We start from the raw sequence: 23,214 nt of genomic DNA, 5'->3' as shown, positions 1-23,214 counted from the left end.
ACCCATGCGGGCAGCGATGGACAGTAGATTCAGGCCTTGCCGTTACAGCTTGACGGCGGCGTCGGGGGGCCGATGACGCAAGCCACAGGCGAACAGCCCCGGGCATTTAGCTCGGTCTATAAACGCGCACATTGGCATGTCCCTCGCTGAGCAGATGGTGAGCATGCAGGCGACTCATGACGCCTTTGTCGCAATACAGCAGGTACTGGCGGTTGGGGTCCAGTTCCTTGAAACGAGCGTTCACCGCATAGAACGGCAGCGCTTGCACCTCGATCCCCGGCAGCTCCAGCGGATCGTCTTCCTGGGCATCCGGATGACGGATGTCGATGACGATCTGGCCGGCCAGGGCTTCGTTGACTTCCTCGACCTTGAGGTCCTGGCCCAGCTCGTCGATCACGCGATCGATCGGCACCAGCTTGGCCCGCTCGATAGCCCGCTCGAGCACGGCCATGTCGAATTCTTTCTCTTCATGCTCGACGCGGTGGCGCTTGGCATTGGTCTTGGGGTTGACCGAGATGACCCCGCAGTATTCCGGCATGTGCCTGGCGAAATCGGCGGTGCCGATCTGGTTGGCCAGGTCGATGATGTCCTGCTTGTGGCTGGCGATCAGCGGTCGCAGCACCAGCTTGTCGGTCACGCAGTCGATCACCGACAGGTTCGGCAGGGTCTGGCTGGAAACCTGGGAGATCGCCTCGCCGGTGACCAGTGCGTCGATGTGCAGGCGCTCGGCGATGCTGGAGGCGGCACGCAACATCATACGCTTCAAGATGACGCCCATATGACTGTCGTCGACCTTGCCAAGGATCTCGCCGAGCACTTCCTCGAATGGCACGCTGACGAACAGCACGCGCTGGGAGCTGCCGTACTTCTTCCAAATATAGTGCGCGACTTCCATCACGCCCAATTCGTGGGCACGACCGCCCAGGTTGAAGAAGCAGAAATGCCCCATCAGGCCGCGACGCATGATCTGGTAGGCCGCCACGGTGGAGTCGAAACCGCCGGACATCAGCACCAGGGTCTGTTCCAGGGCACCCAGCGGGTAGCCGCCGATGCCATTGTGCTGGCTATGGATCACGAACAACCGTTGGTCGCGAATTTCCATCCGCACTTCGATTTGCGGCTCTTTCAGGGATATTCCCGCCGCACCGCACTGCCGGCGCAACTGGCTGCCGACGTACTTTTCCACATCCATGGAGCTGAATTCATGCTTGCCGGCACGCTTGCAGCGCACGGCGAAGATCTTCCCTTCCAGGGTCTGGCCGAAGTGCTGCTTGCACTTGGCGACGATGTCGTCGAAATCCCCCAGGGGGTACTCATCGACCTGCAGGAAATGCGCGATACCGGGCATGCAACGCAGGCGCTCGGTCATCTCCTTGAGGGCCTTGGGCTCGCTGACGGCGGTTTCCAGCTCGAGGTTGTCCCACACACCATTGACCACCACGGCCGGGTCCAGGTCGCGGAGCACGGCACGGATGTTCTTGGCCAGCTGACGGATGAAACGCGTCCGTACCGGGCGGCTCTTGATGGTGATTTCCGGGAAAACTTTAACGATTAGTTTCATGAAAACAGCGCGCGCTGGGCCAGCCGAAAAAGGGGGGCGCGGATTATAGCGGAAATTGCTCAAGGTTTAACCAGTTAATGTGCAGAAGGTTTTCAATGCACCAAAACAGGTCATTCATCCAAATAAGCGCTACATTGCAGTGCGCAAAAAGCCGGCGTTCGTTGCCATGGGTCGCACAAAGCGTGGTTTTGGAGCACAAAACCCATCCCAGGGCACTGGCATGCAATTTGCTCCCTTGTGAGGCAGGTTGCCATGGCAGAGTATTCGCGCCGGCATCACCCACATTCTAAGGGCACTCCAACATCAAGCCCGAAGCCACCCCGGAGGACACTATGTCGAAGTCGGTTCAACTCATCAAAGATCATGACGTCAAGTGGATTGATCTGCGCTTCACGGACACCAAGGGCACTCAACATCACGTGACCATGCCGGCTCGTGATGCGCTGGATGAGGACTTCTTCGAAGCGGGCAAGATGTTCGATGGTTCCTCCATCGCTGGCTGGAAAGGCATCGAAGCCTCCGACATGATCCTGATGCCGGACGACGAGACCGCCGTGCTCGACCCGTTCACCGAAGAGCCGACCCTGATCCTAGTGTGCGACATCATCGAGCCTTCGAGCATGCAAGGCTACGACCGTGACCCACGGGCGATCGCCAAGCGCGCCGAAGAGCACCTCAAGGCCACCGGCATCGGCGACACCGTATTCGCAGGTCCGGAGCCTGAGTTCTTCATCTTCGACCAGGTGAAGTTCAAGTCCGACATCTCCGGCTCGATGTTCAAGATCTACTCCGAGCAAGGCTCGTGGATGTCCGACCAGGACGTGGAAGGCGGCAACAAGGGCCACCGTCCAGGCATCAAGGGCGGCTACTTCCCGGTTCCGCCGTTCGACCATGACCACGAAATCCGTACCTCCATGTGCAACGCACTGGAAGAAATGGGCCTGACCGTCGAAGTCCACCACCACGAAGTGGCGACTGCCGGCCAGAACGAAATCGGCGTCAAGTTCAACACCCTGGTGAAGAAGGCCGACGAAACCCAGACCCTGAAGTACGTGGTGCACAACGTGGCCGACGCCTATGGCCGCACCGCCACCTTCATGCCAAAACCGCTGTACGGCGACAACGGCTCGGGCATGCACGTACACATGTCGATCTGGAAAGACGGCAAGAACACCTTCGCTGGCGAAGGTTATGCCGGCCTGTCCGATACCGCCCTGTACTTCATCGGCGGCATCATCAAGCACGGCAAGGCCCTGAACGGCTTCACCAACCCGGCCACCAACTCCTACAAGCGCCTGGTGCCAGGCTTCGAAGCTCCAGTGATGCTGGCCTACTCGGCCCGTAACCGCTCCGCTTCGATCCGCATCCCATACGTGTCGAGCCCGAAAGCCCGCCGTATCGAAGCACGCTTCCCGGACCCGGCCGCCAACCCTTACCTGTGCTTCGCCGCACTGCTGATGGCCGGCCTGGACGGTATCCAGAACAAGATCCACCCAGGCGATGCCGCGGACAAGAACCTGTATGACCTGCCGCCTGAAGAGGCCAAAGAAATCCCGCAAGTTTGCGGCAGCCTGAAGGAAGCCCTGGAAGAGCTGGACAAGGGCCGTGCGTTCCTGACCAAAGGCGGCGTTTTCAGCGACGACTTCATCGACGCCTACATCGCCCTGAAAAGCGAAGAAGAGATCAAGGTCCGCACCTTCGTGCACCCACTGGAATACGAGCTGTACTACAGCTGCTGATCCGGTAGCGCTCGCGCAAGCGGCGTGATCGAAAGGCCTCCTTCGGGAGGCCTTTTTCATTCCCGGCACAAACGCCCCAGGGATTTTACCGTGGGCGTCCCGCCAGCTTGCAGGCATCATGGCCAGCCCATTACCCACCCGGAAGCCCGCCGATGACATCTTCCCTGAGCCTGTGTCTCGCCTTCGCCTGTGCCCTGTCCGCCAGCCTGGCCCGGGCCGATGACACCCCGGCCAGCCTCGCCCCGCTACTGGGCAGCATCGCTGAACGCCTGGACATCGCCGAGCAAGTGGCCCTGAGCAAGTGGGACAGCCACAAGGCTGTGGAGGACCGGCCTCGCGAACAGCAAGTGATCGCCGCCGCCACGGCCCAGGCTGCCAGCCATGGCCTGGATGAAGCCACGGTGGAACAGTTCTTCGCCGCGCAGATCGAAGCCAACAAGGTGGTGCAATACGCCAGGCTCTCGGCCTGGAACCTGCAAGGCCGGGCTCCGGACACTCCCCGCCAGGACCTGGCCGGACAGATCCGCCCGCAACTGGACCAGCTGCAAAAGCGCCTGCTGCAACAACTGGCCAGCTTCGCCCCCCAGCGCAGTGACCCGCACTGCCCGCAATGGCTGGCCCGGGCCAACCAGGCCAGTGCCGGCGAACCGCTGCGCCAGCTGGCGATGATCCGCGCCACCGCCGAATTATGTGTGTTCAAAGGTTAACCACGCCTGCTCCCTGCCCGGTGCGCCCCTATGCTGAGGGCTTGCCAGGAGGACCCGGACCATGCGTATCGCTGCTTTATGGCTGCTGTGGATAACCCTGCTGCCGGCTGATGCGGGCCCCTATCACCCCGCCGCCGGCCGTTGCACCGGCAGCGACCGAGGATCCAGCGACTGGCCGCCTTCGAACAGGGCACCGGCCGCCTGCCAGACCAGCCAAAGGCAGGTCTACCGCCGCCTGCAGCTCAACGGAGTGCCGGAGCAGGGCGCGCTGCGGGCCAACAACGGCAGCTTCAGCGTCCAGGTAGACCTGCACCCGCCGCTACAGCCGTCCCATCGCCTGCGCCTGCTGCTGGATGGCGAGCCTCACGGCGCCCCTGGCCGTGGCCCGCAGTTGCATTTGTCGAACCTCGACCGCGGCCTTCATCGCCTGGCGGTGCAAGTCCTTGAGGGCGAGCAAGTCCTGCAGCAAAGCGCGGAAATCAGTTTCTTCCTGCTGCGCGCCCACCGCTGAACGACTCCTGGGCCTGCACTGGTTGTTCCCGCCCAGCCAAGTGCATGCGGCGCTCATGCTCCAGCAGCCAGCGCTTGCGCCATAGGCCACCGCCATAACCGGTGAGCGAGCCATCGGCGCCGATCACCCGATGGCAGGCGATGACGATGGCGATCTGGTTGGCGCCATTGGCCCGGGCCACGGCGCGCACCGCCGTCGGCGAGCCGATATCCCGCGCCAATCCGGCATAACTGCAGGTGCTGCCCAGGGGAATGGCCCGCAGCGCCTGCCATACCGTGCGGGTGAAGGCCGAGGCCTGCATCGCCAACGGTGTCTGGAAAGACACCGGCTCACCGGCGAAATAACGGCGCAGTTCGGCCTCGATCTGGTCGATGGGGGCAAAACGCCCGAAGCCGATGCTCGAACCACTGCTGTCCTGCAATTTGCGCAGCTCCCCGGCCAGGGCCGGGCGGTCGAAGAACTCCAGCAGATGCAGGACCTGGGCATCGGCCACGGCCAGCATCACGCCGATGGGGGTCTGCAACCAATCCGCCTTGAGCAGCTCGCGCCCCCGCCAGTTCGAGGGTGGCTGGCCGACCAGCCGGCCGAAGGCCTTGCGAAAGCCGCTGTCGGAGTCGAAGCCGGCACTGAGCTGGGCCTCGATCACCGGCTGGCCCGACGCCAGTTGCTGCATGCCCCGGCCCATGCGCCGCAAGCGGGCCATCTCCAGGAAGGTCACGCCGAAGTAGCGCTTGAAGGCACGCCGCACGGTGGACGGGTCCAGCCCCAGGCGCACCAGGTCATCCTCGTACCAGCGGCGCTCGGCATCCGCGTGCAGTTGCTCGAGCAAGGCCTTGACCCAGGGCTCCTGGACTCCCGCCTCGGCCAGTGGGCGGCAACGCAGGCAGGGGCGAAAACCCGCTTCGACACACCCCTTGATGGAGCTGAAGAACACCGTGTTATGGCGCTTGGGCTTGCGAGCGGCACAGGTCAGGCGGCAGAACACTCCGGTGCTTTTCACCCCGACATAGGCAAAACCTTCATAGGCCGGATCGCGATCCAGCAGTGCCTGGTACAGGGTGTCGTCGTCAGGGAGGCGAAACAGCAGGGGGGCGTGGTCCATGGTGCATCCTGGATCTTCGAGCATCGGGTCCGGCACTCTAAACCCGCGCCCGGCTGGTTGCCGCTGAAAAACGGGCGTCGATTCACCCTCCAGCGACGGATCATGCACGGGCGCAGATCATGCACTATATTGGTGCGCAACCTTGCACCCATGGCGCATCGACCACCCATTTTGGGTCGAAAACCTTCGCCAGGGCTGGCAGCCCGCCAAACGGGCGTCGTTCAAACGCCTGTTTCAGGGGCTCGGACGCTTCTTTTCGGAGCCTTGGTTTGGTTTTTGCATTTTCCCCATGACAGCGCTTCAACCCGTGCACGATCCGCGACCGGCCGCGGATCGCCCTGCTCCAAAAGAGGTCCGAATGACCATCAGCGACCCACTGCATCGCCTGCTACTGGACAACCTGACCACCGCCACCATCCTGCTCAACGCCGACCTGCGCCTTGAGTACATGAATCCGGCAGCGGAGATGCTCCTGGCCATCAGCGGCCAGCGCAGCCATGGGCAGTTCATCAGCGAGCTGTTCACCGAGTCGGCCGAAGCCTTGAGCTCCCTGCGCCAGGCGGTGGAACAGGCGCACCCCTTCACCAAGCGCGAAGCGATGCTCACCGCCCTGACCGGCCAGACCCTGACCGTGGATTACGCGGTGACACCGATCCTCAGCAACGGCGACACCTTGCTGCTGCTGGAAGTCCATCCCCGGGATCGCTTGCTGCGCATTACCAAGGAAGAGGCCCAGCTGTCCAAGCAGGAAACCAGCAAGATGCTGGTGCGCGGCCTGGCCCACGAGATCAAGAATCCCCTGGGGGGAATTCGTGGCGCGGCCCAGTTACTGGCCCGCCAGTTGCCTGAAGAAGGCCTCAAGGACTACACCAACGTCATCATCGAAGAAGCCGATCGCCTGCGGAACCTGGTGGACCGCATGCTCGGCTCGAACAAGCTGCCGGTCCTGGCGCCGACCAACATCCACGAAGTGCTGGAACGGGTCTGCAGCCTGGTGGAAGCCGAAAGCCAGGGCTGCATCACCCTGGTCCGGGACTACGATCCGAGCATCCCCGACGTGCTGGTCGACCGCGAGCAGATGATCCAGGCAGTCCTGAACATCGTGCGCAACGCCATGCAGGCCATCAGTACCCAGAACGAACTGCGCCTGGGCCGCATCACCTTGCGCAGCCGCACCATGCGCCAGTTCACAATCGGCCACGTACGCCACCGGCTGGTGACCAAGATCGAGATCATCGACAACGGCCCGGGGATTCCCGCCGAACTGCAGGACACCCTCTTCTTCCCCATGGTCAGCGGCCGTCCGGATGGTACCGGGCTGGGCCTGGCCATCACCCAGAACATCATCAGCCAGCACCAGGGCTTGATCGAGTGCGACAGCCACCCAGGCCACACCACGTTCTCGATCTTTCTGCCACTGGAACAAGGAGCCCCATCGACATGAGCCGAAGTGAAACCGTGTGGATCGTCGATGACGACCGTTCAATCCGCTGGGTCCTGGAAAAAGCCTTGCAGCAGGAAGGGATGACCACCCAGAGCTTCGACAGCGCCGACGGGGTGATGAGCCGCCTGGCACGCCAGACCCCGGACGTGATCATCTCCGACATCCGCATGCCCGGGGCCAGCGGCCTCGACCTGCTGGCACGGATTCGCGAGCAGCACCCGCGCCTGCCGGTGATCATCATGACCGCCCACTCGGACCTGGACAGCGCCGTCGCCTCCTACCAGGGCGGCGCCTTCGAGTACCTGCCCAAGCCATTCGACGTCGACGAGGCGGTGTCCCTGGTCAAGCGCGCCAACCAGCACGCCCAGGAACAGCAAGGCCTGGAAGTGGCCCCGAGCCTGGCCCGCACCCCGGAGATCATCGGCGAGGCGCCGGCGATGCAGGAGGTATTCCGCGCCATCGGCCGGCTGAGCCACTCCAACATCACCGTGCTGATCAATGGCGAATCCGGCACCGGCAAGGAACTGGTGGCCCATGCCCTGCATCGCCACAGCCCCCGGGCGAGTTCGCCGTTCATCGCCTTGAACATGGCGGCCATCCCCAAGGACCTGATGGAGTCCGAGCTGTTCGGCCATGAAAAAGGCGCGTTCACCGGCGCGGCCAACCTGCGGCGCGGGCGCTTCGAGCAGGCCGACGGCGGCACCCTGTTCCTGGACGAGATCGGCGACATGCCGGCCGACACCCAGACCCGGCTGCTGCGGGTGCTGGCCGACGGCGAGTTCTACCGGGTCGGAGGCCATACCCCGGTCAAGGTCGACGTGCGGATCATCGCCGCCACCCACCAGAACCTGGAAACCCTGGTCCATGCCGGCAAGTTTCGCGAAGACCTGTTCCACCGCCTCAACGTGATCCGCATCCACATTCCCCGCCTGTCGGATCGTCGCGAGGACATCCCGACCCTGGCCAAGCACTTCCTCGGCCGCGCGGCCCAGGAGCTGGCGGTGGAACCCAAGCTGCTCAAGCACGAGACCGAGGAATACCTGAAGAACCTGCCCTGGCCGGGCAACGTGCGCCAGCTGGAGAACACCTGCCGCTGGATCACCGTGATGGCTTCCGGGCGCGAGGTGCATATCGGCGACCTGCCACCGGAACTGCTGAGCCTGCCCCAGGACTCGGCGCCGGTGACCAACTGGGAGCAGGCATTGCGCCAGTGGGCCGACCAGGCCCTGGCCCGCGGCCAGTCCAACCTGCTGGACAGCGCGGTCCCGAGCTTCGAGCGGATCATGATCGAGACCGCCCTCAAGCACACCGCGGGCCGGCGCCGCGACGCCGCAGTCCTGCTGGGCTGGGGCCGCAATACCCTGACCCGCAAGATCAAGGAACTGGGCATGAAGGTCGACGGCGGCGACGAGGAGGACAGCGACGAGGCTTGAGCGGCTGTTCTGTAGACCCTATCGCGAGCCAGCCTCGCTCCTGCGGATCTTGTGTTTCGTAGGAGCGAGGCTGGCTCGCGATGCTTTTCGTGCACCGAAATGGTGAGCCTGCACCGCCAAAAGGCTCGGCCAGACGGAGATCCGCTACCGAACGGCCGCACCAGGCCAGGCAAGAAAAACTCAAAAAAACGGCGAAAGCCCCGAGAACCGGGGCCTCCAGCTTGACCCTGCAATTAACTGAAGCGTTTAAGCCTGAATTGGCACGCCCCCTGCAATAACAAGATCACGAGCGCCACCGCTCACCCGTTTTGGGGACCTTGGTACAGGCAGGCCAGGAATCCCCCTCTTTAACACCCGGTCCGCCCGCGCCAAGCGAGCCGGCCAGAGTTTTGGGGACCCTGGTACAGGCAGGCCGGGAATCCCCTTCTTTACACCAGGGCTCGTCGCCGACAAGACGACCAGCCCTTCCCTTTTGGGGGCCTTGGTACAGGCAGGCCGGGGTTTCCCTCTTTTATTGCTCGCGCAGGCGGACTTCCAGGCGCCAACGCCCGTCCACCTCGCTCCCGCTCCATTCACCCCGCAGCGGGCGAGCGGCCACCAGGTTCAGCAACAAGCCCTGGTCCGCCAGGCGTATCCGCCAGTTCGCGGTCCGCTGGTTGACCTGTAATTGACCCTGTTGCGCCTGGCCCGTGGCATCGAACAGCAACGCCACCGCCCCCTCGATATGTTCGCCATGGACCTTGGGCTCACGGTCGAACCACACCACCAGGCCCTCGGCCACGCCTTCGACCTTGAGCAACTGCACCGGCTCGGTCTGGGTCAGGCGTCCGATCATCAAGCCAACCATCAACCCGACTATGGCCAGGGAGCCGAACACCCGCAGCATTAGCTTCGGCCGCGGGTCTTCTTCAGGCGTAGAATGCTGCCTGTCTTTCTCTTCGGAGCCGTGCATGTTTCACGTCATCCTCTTCCAACCAGAAATTCCGCCGAATACCGGCAACGTTATCAGGCTGTGCGCCAACAGCGGCTGCCACCTGCACTTGATCGAGCCGCTGGGTTTCGAAATGGACGACAAGCGCCTGCGTCGCGCCGGCCTCGACTATCACGAATACGCCACCCTGCAACGCCACCCCGACCTCGCCAGCTGCTTGCAGAGCCTCGGCCATCCACGCCTGTTCGCCTTCACCACCAAGGGCTCGCGGCCTTTCCACGACGCCAGCTTCCAGGACGGCGACGCCTTCTTGTTCGGCCCGGAAAGCCGTGGCTTGCCGGCCGAAGTACTGGACGCCCTGCCCGGCGAGCAGCGCCTGCGCCTGCCCATGCGCGAAGGCTGCCGCAGCCTCAACCTGTCCAACACCGTGGCGGTGGCGGTCTATGAAGGCTGGCGCCAGCTGGGCTTCAAATAAGCGCCTGCTTGTGCAGGAGCCAAGCGTGCTCGCGATGAACGGTAACGCGGTGCACAGGCATTTCGCCTCGCCCTTGTCGCGGACAAGCCTCGCTCCTACCTGGAGGTTTCGCCCAGCCATGAAAAAAGCGCCGTCAAAGGCGCTTTTTTCATGGCTGGGCGAAGCTCTTATTGAACGGTGTTCTCGCCGGCCTGTACGCGTTGCAGCTCCTGGGCGTACAGCGCGTCGAAGTTCACCGGAGCCAGCATCAGGGCCGGGAACGAACCACGGGTCACCAGGCTGTCCAGCGCTTCGCGAGCGTACGGGAACAGGATGTTCGGACAGAAGGCACCCAGGGTGTGGCTCATGGAAGCCTCGTCCAGGTTCTTGATCAGGAAGATACCGGCCTGCTGCACTTCAGCGATGAAGGCCACTTCGTCGCCGTTCTTCACGGTCACGGACAGGGTCAGCACCACTTCGTGGAAGTCTGCTTCCAGGGCTTTCTGGCGAGTGTTCAGGTCCAGGGAGACGCTGGGTTCCCACTGCTGGCGGAAGATCGCCGGGCTTTTCGGCGCTTCGAAGGACAGGTCACGCACATAGATGCGCTGCAGGGAGAATTGCGGTGCGCTTTCGTCTTCGGCAGCAGCAGTGTTCTGTTGGTCAGTCATCTCGGATCCTTCTTGATCTCGGGGGTCTATAGGGAAGTTTCAGGCCGCCAGCAACGCGTCGAGCTTGCCGGCGCGCTCCAGGGCGAACAAATCATCACAACCACCTACGTGGGTGGCGCCGATCCAGATCTGCGGCACGGACGTACGTCCGGCTTTCTGGGCCATGTCGGCGCGCACCTGCGGCTTGCCATCGACCTTGATCTCTTCGAAGGCTACGCCTTTGCTTGCGAGCAGGTGCTTGGCCCGCGAGCAATAAGGGCAGTAATCACTGGAATAGACGATGACCTGGGACATTACTTCACCAATGGCAGGTTATCGGCCTTCCAGCTGGCGACACCGCCGGACAGCTTGGCCGCGGTGAAGCCGGACTTCATCAGCTCGCGGGCGTGGGTGCCGGCGTGCTGGCCCTGGGCATCCACCAGGATGATGGTCTTGGCCTTGTGCTTCTCCAGCTCGCCGATGCGGGCTGTCAGCTTGTCCTGGGGAATGTTCAGCGCGCCGACGATGTGGCCCGCGGCGTATTCCTTGGATGGACGGATATCGATCACCACGCCCTGCTCGCTGTTGACCAGCGCGGTCAGCTCACCGGTGCTGAGGCTGCGGCCACCGCGGCTCAGTTCATGAGCGATCAGCAGGGCCAGGAGAATGACGAAGGCGCCGACGAGCAAGTAGTGTTCAGTAGCGAATTGAATCAGGTGAGCAACCATCTAAGGAGGTTCCAGGGCGTGAAAATGCCGGCCAGTATACACAGCCCTCAAGGTCGGCCAAACCCCGCCCGGCGGTGACGCCGATGGAACTTGCCTTTAAACTGCCACTCCCTTTTTCAACACCTCCTTTTCCAGCCACGAGTGGACGCCATGACTACCACGCCTAAACCTTTGGTCCTGATGATTCTGGATGGCTTCGGTCACAGCGAGAGCCACGAATCCAACGCCGTCTATGCCGCCAACACGCCTGTACTGGATCGCCTGTGCGCCAGCGTGCCCAACGGCCTGATCTCGGGTTCGGGCATGGATGTCGGCCTGCCGGACGGCCAGATGGGCAACTCCGAGGTCGGCCACATGAACCTCGGGGCCGGCCGCGTGGTGTACCAGGACTTCACCCGGGTGACCAAGGCCATCCGCGACGGCGAATTCTTCGACAATCCGACCCTCTGCGCCGCCGTGGACAAGGCCGTGGCTGCCGGCAAGGCCGTGCATATCCTCGGCCTGCTGTCGGACGGCGGCGTGCACAGCCACCAGGATCACCTGGTGGCCATGGCCGAGCTGGCCTTCAAGCGTGGCGCCGAGAAAATCTACCTGCACGCCTTCCTCGACGGTCGAGACACCCCGCCCAGGAGCGCCCAGTCGTCCATCGAACTGCTGGACGAAACCTTCAAGACCTTGGGCAAGGGCCGTATCGCCAGCCTGGTCGGCCGCTACTTCGCCATGGACCGCGACAACCGCTGGGACCGCGTGGCCCAGGCCTACAACCTGATCGTCGAGGGCCAGGGCCAGTTCAGCGCCGCCAGCGCCCAGCAAGGCTTGCAAGCGGCCTACGAGCGCGATGAAAGCGACGAATTCGTCAAGGCCACCACCATCGGCGAGCCGGTCAAGGTCGAGGACGGCGATGCCGTGGTGTTCATGAACTTCCGCGCCGACCGGGCCCGCGAGCTGAGCCGGGTCTTCGTCGAGGATGATTTCAAGGAGTTCGAGCGTGCGCGCCAGCCGAAACTGGCCGGTTTCGTCATGCTCACCCAGTACGCGGCGAGCATCCCGGCCCCGGCGGCCTTCGCCCCCAGCAGCCTGGAAAACGTACTGGGCGACTACCTGGCCAAGAACGGCAAGACCCAGCTGCGCATCGCCGAGACCGAGAAGTACGCCCACGTGACCTTCTTCTTCTCCGGCGGCCGCGAAGAGCCATTCCCGGGTGAGGAGCGCATCCTCATCCCATCGCCGAAGGTCGCCACCTACGACCTGCAGCCGGAAATGAGCGCCCCGCAAGTCACCGACAAGATCGTCGACGCCATCGAGCACCAGCGCTATGACGTGATCATCGTCAACTACGCCAACGGCGACATGGTCGGCCACAGCGGTGTGTTCGAGGCCGCGGTGAAAGCCGTCGAATGCCTGGACCTGTGCGTCGGGCGCATCGTCGACGCCCTGGAGAAGGTCGGTGGCGAAGCGCTGATCACCGCCGACCACGGCAACGTCGAGCAGATGTCCGACGAAACCACCGGCCAGGCCCACACCGCCCACACCACCGAGCCGGTGCCCTTCATCTATGTCGGCAAGCGGCCGCTGAAGGTCCGTGAAGGCGGCGTCCTGGCGGATGTGGCGCCGACCATGCTCAAGTTGCTGGACCTGCCGCAACCTGCGGAAATGACCGGTAAATCGATCCTGGTCTGATAGCAAATGGCCCAATAGCGGGCCGCAAACGGCCTTTTATGACGAACGCCTCAAAGCAGTTGGCTTTGAGGCGTTTTTTTTGCCGCGAGGGGCGGGCATACTAGGCCGTCCCTTTCCCTGGTGTCGCCCGCCTCTATGCTTCGCGCCTTGATTGCCCTTGCCCTGACCTGCCTGCTCCAACCGGCTTTCGCCGATGAGCGCGCGCAAACCCAACAACAGTTGGACGCCACGCGTCAGGACATCGCCGAGCTGAAGAAACTGCTGGGCAAGCTGCAGGAAGAGAAATCCGGAGTGCAGAAGGAGCTGCGCGGCACCGAGACCGAGATGGGCAAGCTGGAGAAGCAGGTCGAGGCCCTGCAGAAAGAGCTGAAGAAAAGCGAATCCGAGCTGCAGCGACTCGATGAGGAGAAAAAAAAACTCCAGAGCGCGCGCACTGAACAGCAACGGCTGATCGCCATCCAGGCCCGCGCGGCCTACCAGAACGGGCGCCAGGAATACCTCAAGCTGCTGCTCAACCAGCAGAATCCGGAAAAATTCGCCCGTACCCTCACCTATTACGACTACCTGAGCCAGGCCCGCCTGGAGCAGTTGAAGAACTTCAACGAGACCCTGCGCCAGCTGGCCAACGTGGAAAAGGACATTTCCCTGCAGCAGGCCCAGCTGCTGGTGCAGAAAAGCAGCCTCGACACCCAGCGCGAGGAGCTGGCCAAGGTCCGCAAGGAGCGCCAATTGGCCCTGGCCAAGCTCAACGACGACGTCAAGGCCCGGGACCAGAAGCTGCAGCAGCGCGAACAGGACCAGGCCGACCTGGGCAAGGTTCTCAAGACCATCGAGGAAACCCTGGCACGCCAGGCTCGCGAGGCGGAAGAGGCGCGCCAGAGAGCGCTGATCGCCCAGCAGGAAGCCGAAAAAAAGCGCTTGCGTGAAGCCCAGGCCGACACCAGCGATGCACCGCGCAAGCCGGTCCACTCCACCCCTGGAGCCCTGGTTTCCAGCAGCGGGCCATCCTATGGCGGGGCATTCGCCTCGGCACGGGGCAAACTTCCATGGCCAGTCGATGGTCGATTGCTGGCACGCTTTGGTGAAACCCGTGGCGACGATGCCCGCTCCAAGTGGGACGGGGTGATGATCAGCGCTGCCGCCGGCAGCCAGGTCCATGCCGTGCATGGGGGCCGGGTGGTATTCGCCGACTGGCTGCGCGGTGCCGGGCTGTTGGTGATCCTCGACCACGGCAACGGCTACCTGAGCCTCTACGGACACAACCAGACGCTGCTCAAGGAAGCTGGCGACGTGGTCAAGGCCGGAGAGTCCATCTCCACAGTCGGTAATAGTGGCGGACAGGACACTCCTGCGCTGTACTTTGCCATTCGTCAGCAGGGCCGCCCCAGCGACCCGGCACAGTGGTGCCACGCGCAAGGATAAGCGCTGCATCTAAATTAGGAGTTCGTTCGACATGCTGCATTTGTCCCGCCTTACCTCGCTGGCCCTGACGATCGCCCTGGTGATCGGCGCGCCCCTGGCGTTCGCCGCCGAAACCGCCCAGGCGACCAGCGCCGCGACCACCAAGGCGCCTTTGCCGCTGGAAGAGCTGCGCACCTTCGCCGAGGTGATGGACCGCATCAAGGCCGCGTATGTCGAACCTGTCGATGACAAGACCCTGCTGGAAAACGCCATCAAGGGCATGCTCAGCAATCTCGACCCGCATTCGTCCTACCTGGGGCCGGAAGACTTCGCCGAACTTCAGGAAAGCACCAGCGGCGAGTTCGGTGGCCTGGGCATCGAGGTCGGCGCCGAGGACGGCTTCATCAAGGTGGTGTCGCCGATCGACGATACCCCGGCCTCCAAGGCCGGGATCCAGGCCGGGGACCTGATCGTCAAGATCAACGGCCAGCCGACCCGTGGCCAGACCATGACCGAGGCCGTGGACAAGATGCGCGGCAAGATCGGCCAGAAGATCACCCTGACCCTGGTTCGCGACGGCGGCACGCCATTCGACGTGACCCTGGCCCGCGCCACCATCCAGGTCAAGAGCGTGAAGAGCCAGTTGCTGGAGTCCGGCTATGGCTACATCCGCATCACCCAGTTCCAGGTCAAGACCGGCGAGGAAGTCTCCAAGGCCCTGGCCAAGCTGCGCAAGGACAACGGCAAGAAGCTCAACGGCATCATCCTCGACCTGCGCAACAACCCGGGCGGCGTGCTGCAGGCGGCGGTGGAAGTGGTCGACCACTTCATCACCAAGGGCCTGATCGTCTATACCAAGGGCCGGATCGCCAATTCCGAGCTGCGCTTCTCCGCCACCGGCAAGGACGAGAGCGAAGCCGTGCCCATGGTGGTGCTGATCAACGGCGGCAGCGCCTCGGCCTCGGAGATCGTCGCCGGCGCCCTGCAGGACCAGAAGCGCGCCGTGCTGATGGGCACCACCAGCTTCGGCAAGGGCTCGGTACAGACCGTGTTGCCGCTGAACAACGACCGCGCCCTGAAGATCACCACCGCGCTGTACTTCACCCCCAATGGCCGCTCGATCCAGGCCCAGGGCATCGTCCCGGACATCGAGGTGCGCCGCGCCAAGATCACCAGCGAGTCCCAGGACGGCGAGTACTTCAAGGAAGCCGACCTGCAGGGTCACCTGGGCAATGGCAACGGCGGCGCCGACAAGCCAAGCGGATCTGCCGGCAAGGCCAAGCCGATGCCACAGGACGACGACTACCAGCTGGCCCAGGCCCTGAGCCTGCTCAAGGGGCTGAGCATCACTCGCGGTAAATGATTGAACCCTCGCCGGCCAGCCGACTCCCAAGCAGGGAGCCGGCTAGCCGGCGAAGCGTCCGCCAGGGCGTCCATTGCCAAGGCCATTGCTGATTCCCATGCTGCGCTTTCCTTCGATGCACAACCGCCAGCCATTCTCCCGGCTGCTCGGCGGCCTGCTGCTGGTCCTGCTCTGCTGCCTCCCGGTCCAGGCCGCCGCCCCGCAGGCGCCCAAGGCCTACCTGAGCCTGATCATCGACGACCTGGGCCAGAACCTGCCCCGCGACCGCCGCGTGCTGGGACTACCCGGCCCGGTGACCACGGCGATCATGCCCGATACGCCCCATGCCGCCGAATTCGCCCGGGAAGCCCACCGCGCCGGCAAGATCGTCATCCTGCACATGCCCATGGACCCGGCCACCGGGCCGTTCGCCTGGCACCCGGACCTGCCGCAGGAAGAACTGCAGAAGCGCCTGGAAGCGGCGTTCCAGGCCGTACCCTACACCAGTGGCATCAACAACCACATGGGCAGCCGCATGACGTCCCAGCGACCGGCCATGGCCTGGCTCATGAGCGAGTTGCAACGGCGCAACAAGTTCTTCGTCGACAGCCGCACCAGCGCCCAGACCGTGGCCGCCGCCGAAGCGCAGAAGATCGGCCTGGCCAGCGTTTCCCGGGATGTGTTCCTCGACGATGAACGTACCGAGCCGGCGATTGCCCAGCAGTTGCAGGCGGCGATCAAGCTGGCACGCAGGCAGGGCTCGGCGGTGATGATCGGCCACCCGTATCCGCAGACCCTGGCGGTGCTGGAGCGCGAACTGCCCAAGCTCAAGGCCCAGGGCATCGACTGGATAGACATCAAGTTGATGATCAGCGTGCGTAGCAACAAGGCCATGAGTGGGCATGGCAAGGATGGGGTGTACCGCTGAAGCAGCTGCAAGCTGCAAGCCTCAAGCCACTTGCAGCTCCAAGCTTGCAGCTTGCGGCTGCCCCTCTACAGGTAGCGGCCCATGATCTCTTCCACCAGGCCTTCCTTGCGCATCTCGTCCAGGGCGGCCTGGAGCTTGGCCACCACCTCGTCGGACACGTCCTTGTTCAAGGCCAGGTACAGCTCGGCGCTGTTGAAGCGCAGCACCGTCTTGAGGCCGGTGATGCCTTCCTGCTTGGCCAGGTAGCGCCCGGCGGGATCACCGGTGGCCCAGAGATCGATCTGCCCCGCCACCAGCTTCCTGGCGTTGTCCTGGTCACGCAGCACCACTTGCGGGTCCAGGCCCTGCTTGGCCAGGGTCTCGGCGATGGCATCGCCTTTATAGGCGCCGATCTTGTACTTGCGCGCCTGCTCCAGGGATTGGAGGGTGATCTTGCTGCCGGCCTTGGCCAGCATGATCCAATCGTCCGGGCCGATGGGGCCGACCCATTTGAACAGCGACTCGCGGTCCGGCAGCCGGGCCGTGACGAACACGCCATAACCCGGTTGCTCCAGGGCCATCTTGTAGATGCGTTCCCAGGGAAAGCGCAGGGTCAGGCTGTAGTTGACGCCGGCGCGCTTGCACATTTCACGGACGATATCCACGGCGATACCGTTGATGTTCTCGCCCTGGGCGAAGTTCTTACCGTTGATGGCCATGTTGTAGGGAGGGAAGTTTTCCGTCAGCAACACCAGGGAGGTGTCGGCGGGTTCGGCGGCGCGGGCGAGGCCACCGAGCAGAAAACCGGCGCTGGCGACAACCACAAGAAGACGTTTGAGCATGACGGGTTACCGGGAACCATGGCGAACTCCAGAGTGCCGCGAGCCCGCCATGCTGTCCAGTGGCTATCGCACCACGATCCCGCGCTGGGCCATGTAGGCCTTGGCCTCGGGAACGGTGTACTCGCCGAAGTGGAAGATGCTGGCCGCCAGCACCGCACTGGCGTGGCCCTCGATGATGCCATCGGCCAGATGTTGCAGGTTGCCGACACCGCCGGAGGCGATCACCGGGATACCCAGGGCATCGCTGATGGCCCGGGTGACGCCCAGGTCGAAGCCATTCTTCATGCCATCCTGGTCCATGCTGGTCAGCAGGATTTCCCCGGCCCCCAGGCCTTCCATCTTCTTCGCCCACTCCACCGCGTCCAGCCCGGTGGGCTTGCGCCCGCCATGGGTGAAGATTTCCCAGCGCGGCTCTTCGCCCGGGCCGGAGACCTTCTTGGCATCGATGGCGACCACGATGCACTGGGACCCGAAGTGTTGTGCGGCTTCGCCGACGAACTCCGGGTTGAACACCGCGGCGGTGTTGATCGAGACCTTGTCCGCGCCGGCATTGAGCAGGTTGCGGATGTCCTGCACGGTGCGCACGCCACCGCCCACGGTCAGCGGGATGAACACCTGGCTGGCCATGCGCTCGACGGTATGCAGGGTGGTATCGCGGCCATCGACGCTGGCAGTGATGTCCAGGAAAGTGATCTCGTCCGCACCCTGTTCATCGTAGCGCCGGGCGATCTCCACCGGGTCGCCGGCATCGCGGATGTTCTCGAACTTGACGCCCTTCACTACCCGACCGTTGTCCACGTCCAGGCAAGGGATGATGCGCTTGGCTAGCGCCATAGACTTAATCTCCGATTAAGAAGCTTCAAGCTTCAAGCTGCAAGCAAGAGCAGGCCGAGACCGTGCTTTTAACCTGCAGCTTGCAGCTTACGGCTTGTAGCTGTCGCAGAACGCCTGGGCCTCGGCGACGTCGAGGGTGCCTTCGTAGATGGCACGACCGGTGATGGCGCCGATGATGCCCGGTGCCTTGGCGTCCAGCAGGGCCTTGATGTCGCCCAGGTTATGGATGCCGCCGGAGGCGATCACCGGGATCGAGGTGGCTTCGGCCAGGGCCTTGGTGAAGGGTACGTTGCAGCCCTGCATCATGCCGTCCTTGGCGATGTCGGTGTAGACGATCGCCGAGACGCCATCGGCCTCGAAGCGCTTGGCCAGGTCGATGACCTGTACCGAGCTGACTTCGGCCCAGCCGTCGGTGGCGACGAAACCGTCCTTGGCGTCCAGGCCGACGATGACCTTGCCCGGGAAGGCGCGGCAGGCCTCGGCGACGAACTCCGGCTCCTTCACCGCCTTGGTGCCGATGATCACGTAGCTGACGCCAGCCTTGACGTAGTGCTCGATGGTTTCCAGCGAACGGATGCCACCGCCGATCTGGATCGGCAGGGTCGGATAGCGCTTGGCGATGGCGGTAACCACTTCACCGTTGACCGGCTGGCCTTCGAAGGCACCGTTGAGGTCCACCAGGTGCAAGCGACGGCAGCCACCCTCGACCCATTTGGCGGCCATGCTCACCGGGTCGTCGGAGAATACGGTGGAGTCTTCCATGCGACCCTGGCGCAGGCGCACGCAGGCGCCGTCTTTGAGGTCGATTGCGGGAATGATCAGCATGCTTTTTCCTTCGTCAAAAGAGCTGCAAGCTGCAAGCCATAAGCTGCAAGCGCGCACGCGTGTCTACTTCTTGCAGCCTGCAGCTTGAAGCTGGCCGCTGCCTTAATTCTTTTCGAGCGCCCACAGGTCGCTTTCGATGCTCTCGAACCGCTCCTTGAGGTGCAGCTGAACATCGGCAATCGCCCTGTTGTAGTAGTGGGGGGCAATTTCCTTGCCGAACAATTCGAGGATCTCGGCCACCTCGAACGACCCCAGTTGCAGGTCGAAGCGGTCTTCGAGCAAGCGCTTGAGCTTGTCCAGCGCTTCGCGCTCCTGCTCGGGGGTCAGCGTCAGTATCGGCGCCTTGCTGCGCGACCTGTTCATTTACCAGCGACCGTCCCAGGCCGCGAAGTTCTGCAACAACTGCAGGCCATGGGTATGGCTCTTCTCGGGGTGGAACTGCACGGCAAAACGCGAGCCCTCGGCCAGCACCGCGGCGAAATCCACGCCGTAGTGGCCGCTGCCCACCACCTGCCGGGCATTGCCGGCGGTGATGTAGTAGCTGTGCACGAAGTAGAAGCGCGCCAGGTCCGGGATGCTGTGCCACAGCGGATGGTCCACGGCCTGCTTGACCTCGTTCCAGCCCATGTGCGGCACCTTGAGATGCTCGCCCTCTTCCACCAGGCCCTTGCCGAAGAACTTCACCTGGCCGGGAAACAGCCCGATGCAGTCCACGCCGTCGTTCTCTTCGCTGTGCTCGAGCAGGGCTTGCATGCCCACGCAGATTCCCAGGAACGGACGGTCCTGGCTGACTTCACGCACCAGGGCATCGAAGCCCAGGCGGCGGATCTCGGCCATGCAGTCGCGGATCGCGCCCACGCCGGGAAACACCACCCGGTCGGCTTCGCGGATCACGCTGGCGTCGCTGGTGATCAGCACCTTGCCGGCGCCCACGTGCTCCAGGGCCTTGGCCACGGAGTGCAGGTTGCCCATGCCGTAGTCGATGACGGCTACCGTCTGCATTACAGCACGCCCTTGGTGGAAGGCATCTGCCCGGCCATGCGCTCGTCCAGCTCCACCGCCATGCGCAGCGCGCGCCCGAAGGCCTTGAACACGGTCTCGATCTGGTGGTGGGTGTTGTGGCCGCGCAGGGTGTCGATGTGCAGGGTCACGTTGGCGTGGTTGACGAAGCCCTGGAAGAACTCCTGGAACAGGTCGACATCGAAGCCGCCGACGGTGGCTCGGGTGAAGGGCACGTGCATCTGCAGGCCGGGACGGCCGGAGAAGTCGATCACCACCCGGGACAGGGCTTCATCCAGCGGCACATAGGCATGGCCATAGCGGCGGATGCCTTTCTTGTCGCCGATGGCCTGGCTGAACGCCTGGCCCAGGGTGATGCCGACGTCTTCCACGGTGTGGTGGTCGTCGATATGCAGGTCGCCCTTGCTTTCGATATCCAGGTCGATCAGCCCATGCCGGGCGATCTGGTCCAGCATGTGCTCGAGGAAAGGTACGCCGATATCGAATCGGGCCTTTCCGGTGCCATCCAGGTTGATCGAGGCTTTGATCTGGGTTTCCAGAGTGTCGCGCTCGACAGACGCCTTACGTTCGGCCATCACCAGCTCCGCAAAATCATTGGGCGAAAAAGGCGAGCAGTATAGGCCCGGGGAGGGCCAAACAGGAACACGTCGAACGACATCCTGACGGGCGCGAACCAATGGCTACGAGGCTGTACCTGTCATGACAAGCAACCCCGCGCGCGAAAGCGAGCGACCTCGCTCCCGCGCCAGGCAGGGTCCTAGTGGAACAGCACTGCGGTCTTCTGCAGGGTTATCCACACGCCCCATGCCAGGGGAATGCCCACCACCAGCCAGGCGGCGATCGCCAGCGGCACGCTGCCGGGCGAGGCTTTCCACTCCAGCACCGTGGTGCTGTCGGCGCCCTTGTCGTGGCCCAGCGCCTGCTCGGCCGCCAGTTGCTCGTCGCTCATGAAGTACTTGTCGGCCACCGGGCGCACCAGCAGGTTGCACAGGAAACCCAGCACCAGCAGGCCGGCGAGGATGTACAGGGTGATGTCATAGGCCGCGGCGCGCTCGACGCCGATGCTCAGCTGGTATTCGCGCAGGTAGTTCACCAGCACCGGGCCCAGCACGCCGGCCGCCGCCCAGGCCGTCAGCAGGCGACCGTGGATCGCTCCCACCATCTGGGTGCCGAACAGGTCCGCCAGGTAGGCCGGGACCGTGGCGAAACCGCCGCCGTACATCGACAGGATGATGCAGAACGCCGCCACGAACAGGGCGACGTTGCCCAGGTGGCCGAGGTTCGGGATCAGCGCATACAGGGCAAACCCGAGGGCGAAGAACACGAAGTAGGTGTTCTTGCGGCCCAGGTAGTCGGAGAACGACGCCCAGAAGAACCGGCCACCGATGTTGAACAAGCTCAGCAGGCCAGTGAAGCCGGCGGCGATGGCGGCGATCTGCGCCAGTTGCCCGGCGTCCAGCTGGCTGAAGCTCAGGTCGTTGCCCAGCAGCTTGCCGGCGAACACTTCCTGCAGCAGTGGCGAGGCCATGCCGAGGATGCCGATACCGGCCGACACGTTCAGGCATAGCACCAGCCACACCAGGCGGAACTGCGGGGTCTTCCAGGCCACGTTCACATGCACGTGGCGGTGGGTGATCATCGCGTTACCGGCTTTTTTCACCGGCGCGCTCCAGCCCTCGGGCTTCCAGCCGGTGGGCGGTACGCGATACGCCAGGGCGCCACCGATCATGAACACGAAATAGATCGCGGCCATCACCAGGAAGCTCTGCCAGACGCCGACGCTGGTGGGGGTAGCGAAGTGGCTCATCAACGCGGCCGCCAGGGGCGCACCGACCATCGCGCCGCCGCCGAAACCCATGATCGCCATGCCGGTGGCCATGCCACGCTTGTCCGGGAACCACTTGATCAGGGTCGACACCGGGGAGATGTAGCCCAGGCCCAGGCCGATCCCGCCGATCACCCCGGAGCCGATCCACATCAGCCAGATCTGGTGGGTGTAGACCCCCAGGGCGGAAATCAGCAGGCCGCCGCACCAGCACAGGGCGGAGACCACCCCAGCCTTGCGCGGACCGGCGTGTTCCAGCCAGCCGCCCCAGATCGCCGCCGAGCAGCCCAGGAAGATGAAGAACAGGGTGTAGATCCAGCCGAGCATGGAGATCGGCCAGTCACACTGGGACGAGAAGACCTGGGCGATGAAGCCCATGCCCGGCTCGCAAGCCACGGGGGCGCTGATACCCAGCGCCTTGGACAGTGGCAGCCAGAACACCGAGAAGCCATAGGCCATGCCGATGCACAGGTGGATGGCCAGGGCGGCCGGTGGAACCAGCCAGCGGTTGAAACCGGGCTTGGCGATGATGCGTTCTTTGGACAAGAACGCTGGCTGGGCGGCCGGGTTGGCGGCCGCGATGCTAGAGCTCATGGATGTTCCCCCAATTATTGGAATTGTTCACCGGCCACTCCCCTGCGACGACCTTGGCACGCAGGCATGGTCGTTCTGATTGAGTAAAGCTTCCCTTGGGCGGGCGCGACATTAAGTCGCGGAAGGACGGACGAACCGCCAGAGGTTACCATTTGCAAAACATTAAGAAAGCAAACTGCTACCACCTTTTTTGTCGCGACTGCTCTGGTGGTCGCCGCCCACCCTCTCCCCAGGAACCCCCATGCCCATCGTTGTCCAAGCGCTGTACGACGCCAGCCCCCAGGACCAGCAGGACCTGCGCAAGATCTACCAGGACGCCCCGGACTGGCTGTTCGCTCCCCATGCCGATGCCCCGCAGCTGATCGCCCATGCCCTGGGGGACGCCAGCCTGCTGGCGGCGCGCTTCAACGACCGCTTGCTGGGAGCCGGGTATCTGCAACGGCACTCGGACGGCTGGTCCCTGTCCCACCTTTGTGTGCGCCAGATCACCCGGCGCCGCGGCGTGGCCGAACGCCTGGTGAGCCAGGCCCGGGAAATGGCCCGGACCGAGGGGGCGAACCTGTACCTGCTGGCTCCGGCCGGGCATCTCGAGGCCCAGGCCCTGGCGGCCAAGCTGGGGCTTGAGCTCAAGCACCCCTAGACGGTTTGGGTCAACAGTCGCCAGGTCCGGGGCGTTATACTGCCCCG

24 protein-coding genes are annotated in these 23,214 nt (G+C 63.8%); 11 read left to right on the top strand and 13 right to left on the bottom strand.

Annotated elements, in window-relative coordinates; all coding sequences use genetic code 11:
* Positions 1 to 106 precede the first annotated feature (106 nt).
* A complete protein-coding gene (gene thiI / locus ACK6AU_RS05645; RefSeq protein ID WP_185697367.1) occupies positions 107 to 1,561 on the bottom strand; it encodes a tRNA uracil 4-sulfurtransferase ThiI in 1,455 nt (484 codons plus the stop codon).
* 332 nt (positions 1,562 to 1,893) lie between these two features.
* On the opposite strand from thiI, the gene glnA reads away from it, so the two are divergent.
* From glnA to ACK6AU_RS05630, 3 genes are all read left to right on the top strand, one after another.
* A complete protein-coding gene (glnA, locus tag ACK6AU_RS05640; protein ID WP_053132545.1) occupies positions 1,894 to 3,300 on the top strand; it encodes a glutamate--ammonia ligase in 1,407 nt (468 codons plus the stop codon).
* Between the two features lie 152 nt (positions 3,301 to 3,452).
* Positions 3,453 to 4,007 carry a chorismate mutase gene (locus tag ACK6AU_RS05635; RefSeq protein ID WP_409298182.1) on the top strand — a complete coding sequence of 185 codons (555 nt, stop codon included), beginning with the start codon at positions 3,453 to 3,455 and terminating at the stop codon, positions 4,005 to 4,007.
* 61 nt (positions 4,008 to 4,068) lie between these two features.
* Entirely contained in the window at positions 4,069 to 4,518 is a 450-nt protein-coding gene (locus ACK6AU_RS05630) for a DUF4124 domain-containing protein (RefSeq protein WP_409298180.1), read from the top strand.
* Here ACK6AU_RS05630 and ACK6AU_RS05625 read toward each other — a convergent pair.
* The gene (locus ACK6AU_RS05625) at positions 4,487 to 5,620 is read right to left on the bottom strand and encodes a bifunctional transcriptional activator/DNA repair enzyme AdaA (RefSeq protein WP_185697364.1); all 1,134 of its coding nucleotides are present in this window, start codon (positions 5,618 to 5,620) and stop codon (positions 4,487 to 4,489) included. The two genes, ACK6AU_RS05630 and ACK6AU_RS05625, sit on opposite strands and share 32 nt — an antisense overlap.
* 358 nt (positions 5,621 to 5,978) lie before the next feature.
* Here ACK6AU_RS05625 and glnL point away from each other — a divergent pair, with 358 nt between their 5' ends.
* Positions 5,979 to 7,064 (top strand): nitrogen regulation protein NR(II), encoded by a 1,086-nt coding sequence (gene glnL, locus ACK6AU_RS05620; RefSeq protein WP_409298178.1) that lies wholly within the window; start codon positions 5,979 to 5,981, stop codon positions 7,062 to 7,064.
* Positions 7,061 to 8,497, top strand: a complete 1,437-nt coding sequence (ntrC, locus tag ACK6AU_RS05615; protein WP_103324627.1) for a nitrogen regulation protein NR(I) — start codon at positions 7,061 to 7,063, stop codon at positions 8,495 to 8,497. Before glnL ends, ntrC begins: the two co-directional genes overlap by 4 nt.
* Positions 8,498 to 9,008: 511 nt before the next feature.
* Here the strand turns inward: ntrC and ACK6AU_RS05610 are convergent.
* On the bottom strand, positions 9,009 to 9,449 hold the full coding sequence (locus ACK6AU_RS05610; RefSeq protein WP_185697361.1) for a hypothetical protein: 441 nt from the start codon (positions 9,447 to 9,449) through the stop codon (positions 9,009 to 9,011).
* Here ACK6AU_RS05610 and ACK6AU_RS05605 point away from each other — a divergent pair.
* Positions 9,448 to 9,903: a tRNA (cytidine(34)-2'-O)-methyltransferase gene (locus tag ACK6AU_RS05605; protein ID WP_185697360.1), complete on the top strand. Its 456-nt coding sequence runs from the start codon at positions 9,448 to 9,450 to the stop codon at positions 9,901 to 9,903. The genes ACK6AU_RS05610 and ACK6AU_RS05605 overlap by 2 nt on opposite strands.
* 167 nt (positions 9,904 to 10,070) lie before the next feature.
* On the opposite strand, the gene secB is transcribed toward ACK6AU_RS05605, so the two are convergent.
* Genes secB through ACK6AU_RS05590 form a run of 3 tightly spaced genes read right to left on the bottom strand, consistent with a single transcriptional unit; the run spans position 10,071 to position 11,257 of the window.
* A complete protein-coding gene (gene secB / locus ACK6AU_RS05600; protein WP_185697359.1) occupies positions 10,071 to 10,550 on the bottom strand; it encodes a protein-export chaperone SecB in 480 nt (159 codons plus the stop codon).
* A gap of 39 nt (positions 10,551 to 10,589) precedes the next feature.
* Positions 10,590 to 10,844 (bottom strand): glutaredoxin 3, encoded by a 255-nt coding sequence (gene grxC / locus ACK6AU_RS05595; RefSeq protein ID WP_185697358.1) that lies wholly within the window; start codon positions 10,842 to 10,844, stop codon positions 10,590 to 10,592.
* On the bottom strand, positions 10,844 to 11,257 hold the full coding sequence (locus tag ACK6AU_RS05590) for a rhodanese-like domain-containing protein (protein WP_022639249.1): 414 nt from the start codon (positions 11,255 to 11,257) through the stop codon (positions 10,844 to 10,846). The genes grxC and ACK6AU_RS05590 overlap by 1 nt, the downstream gene beginning before the upstream one ends.
* Positions 11,258 to 11,407: 150 nt before the next feature.
* Here ACK6AU_RS05590 and gpmI point away from each other — a divergent pair, with 150 nt between their 5' ends.
* The 4 genes from gpmI (at position 11,408) to ACK6AU_RS05570 (ending at position 16,608) form a co-directional block, all read left to right on the top strand.
* The gene (gene gpmI / locus ACK6AU_RS05585; protein WP_409298174.1) at positions 11,408 to 12,937 is read left to right on the top strand and encodes a 2,3-bisphosphoglycerate-independent phosphoglycerate mutase; all 1,530 of its coding nucleotides are present in this window, start codon (positions 11,408 to 11,410) and stop codon (positions 12,935 to 12,937) included.
* Positions 12,938 to 13,072: 135 nt separating this feature from the next.
* Positions 13,073 to 14,359 carry a murein hydrolase activator EnvC gene (locus ACK6AU_RS05580; RefSeq protein WP_185697355.1) on the top strand — a complete coding sequence of 429 codons (1,287 nt, stop codon included), beginning with the start codon at positions 13,073 to 13,075 and terminating at the stop codon, positions 14,357 to 14,359.
* Positions 14,360 to 14,390: 31 nt separating this feature from the next.
* Complete coding sequence (locus ACK6AU_RS05575) at positions 14,391 to 15,701, top strand: S41 family peptidase (RefSeq protein ID WP_185697354.1); 1,311 nt, start codon at positions 14,391 to 14,393, stop codon at positions 15,699 to 15,701.
* 97 nt (positions 15,702 to 15,798) lie between these two features.
* Positions 15,799 to 16,608: a divergent polysaccharide deacetylase family protein gene (locus ACK6AU_RS05570; RefSeq protein ID WP_409298171.1), complete on the top strand. Its 810-nt coding sequence runs from the start codon at positions 15,799 to 15,801 to the stop codon at positions 16,606 to 16,608.
* A gap of 65 nt (positions 16,609 to 16,673) precedes the next feature.
* Here ACK6AU_RS05570 and ACK6AU_RS05565 read toward each other — a convergent pair whose 3' ends face one another.
* The 7 genes from ACK6AU_RS05565 to ACK6AU_RS05535 form a co-directional block, all read right to left on the bottom strand.
* Positions 16,674 to 17,429, bottom strand: coding sequence for an ABC transporter substrate-binding protein (locus ACK6AU_RS05565; protein ID WP_185697353.1), 756 nt, complete (start codon positions 17,427 to 17,429; stop codon positions 16,674 to 16,676).
* Positions 17,430 to 17,492: 63 nt separating this feature from the next.
* Positions 17,493 to 18,263, bottom strand: a complete 771-nt coding sequence (gene hisF, locus ACK6AU_RS05560) for an imidazole glycerol phosphate synthase subunit HisF (RefSeq protein ID WP_022639244.1) — start codon at positions 18,261 to 18,263, stop codon at positions 17,493 to 17,495.
* An 87-nt stretch (positions 18,264 to 18,350) separates the two neighbouring features.
* Positions 18,351 to 19,088 (bottom strand): 1-(5-phosphoribosyl)-5-[(5-phosphoribosylamino)methylideneamino]imidazole-4-carboxamide isomerase, encoded by a 738-nt coding sequence (hisA, locus tag ACK6AU_RS05555; protein ID WP_185697352.1) that lies wholly within the window; start codon positions 19,086 to 19,088, stop codon positions 18,351 to 18,353.
* A gap of 102 nt (positions 19,089 to 19,190) precedes the next feature.
* The gene (locus tag ACK6AU_RS05550) at positions 19,191 to 19,451 is read right to left on the bottom strand and encodes a DUF2164 domain-containing protein (protein WP_185697351.1); all 261 of its coding nucleotides are present in this window, start codon (positions 19,449 to 19,451) and stop codon (positions 19,191 to 19,193) included.
* Positions 19,452 to 20,090, bottom strand: a complete 639-nt coding sequence (gene hisH / locus ACK6AU_RS05545; RefSeq protein WP_409298168.1) for an imidazole glycerol phosphate synthase subunit HisH — start codon at positions 20,088 to 20,090, stop codon at positions 19,452 to 19,454. It abuts the gene before it with no gap.
* Positions 20,090 to 20,683, bottom strand: coding sequence for an imidazoleglycerol-phosphate dehydratase HisB (gene hisB / locus ACK6AU_RS05540; RefSeq protein WP_185697350.1), 594 nt, complete (start codon positions 20,681 to 20,683; stop codon positions 20,090 to 20,092). Before hisB ends, hisH begins: the two co-directional genes overlap by 1 nt.
* 182 nt (positions 20,684 to 20,865) lie before the next feature.
* Positions 20,866 to 22,527, bottom strand: coding sequence for an OFA family MFS transporter (locus ACK6AU_RS05535; RefSeq protein WP_409298165.1), 1,662 nt, complete (start codon positions 22,525 to 22,527; stop codon positions 20,866 to 20,868).
* A gap of 241 nt (positions 22,528 to 22,768) precedes the next feature.
* Here ACK6AU_RS05535 and ACK6AU_RS05530 point away from each other — a divergent pair, with 241 nt between their 5' ends.
* The gene (locus ACK6AU_RS05530; RefSeq protein WP_185697348.1) at positions 22,769 to 23,167 is read left to right on the top strand and encodes an acetyl-CoA sensor PanZ family protein; all 399 of its coding nucleotides are present in this window, start codon (positions 22,769 to 22,771) and stop codon (positions 23,165 to 23,167) included.
* The last annotated feature ends 47 nt before the right edge of the window (positions 23,168 to 23,214 follow it).

It is taken from the genome of Pseudomonas sp. KCJK8993, from assembly GCF_046230915.1.
GTDB classification, from domain to species: domain Bacteria; phylum Pseudomonadota; class Gammaproteobacteria; order Pseudomonadales; family Pseudomonadaceae; genus Aquipseudomonas; species Aquipseudomonas piscis.
Note: the sequence above shows the minus strand (reverse complement) of the source record. Positions and strands in the feature narration are given on the sequence as shown.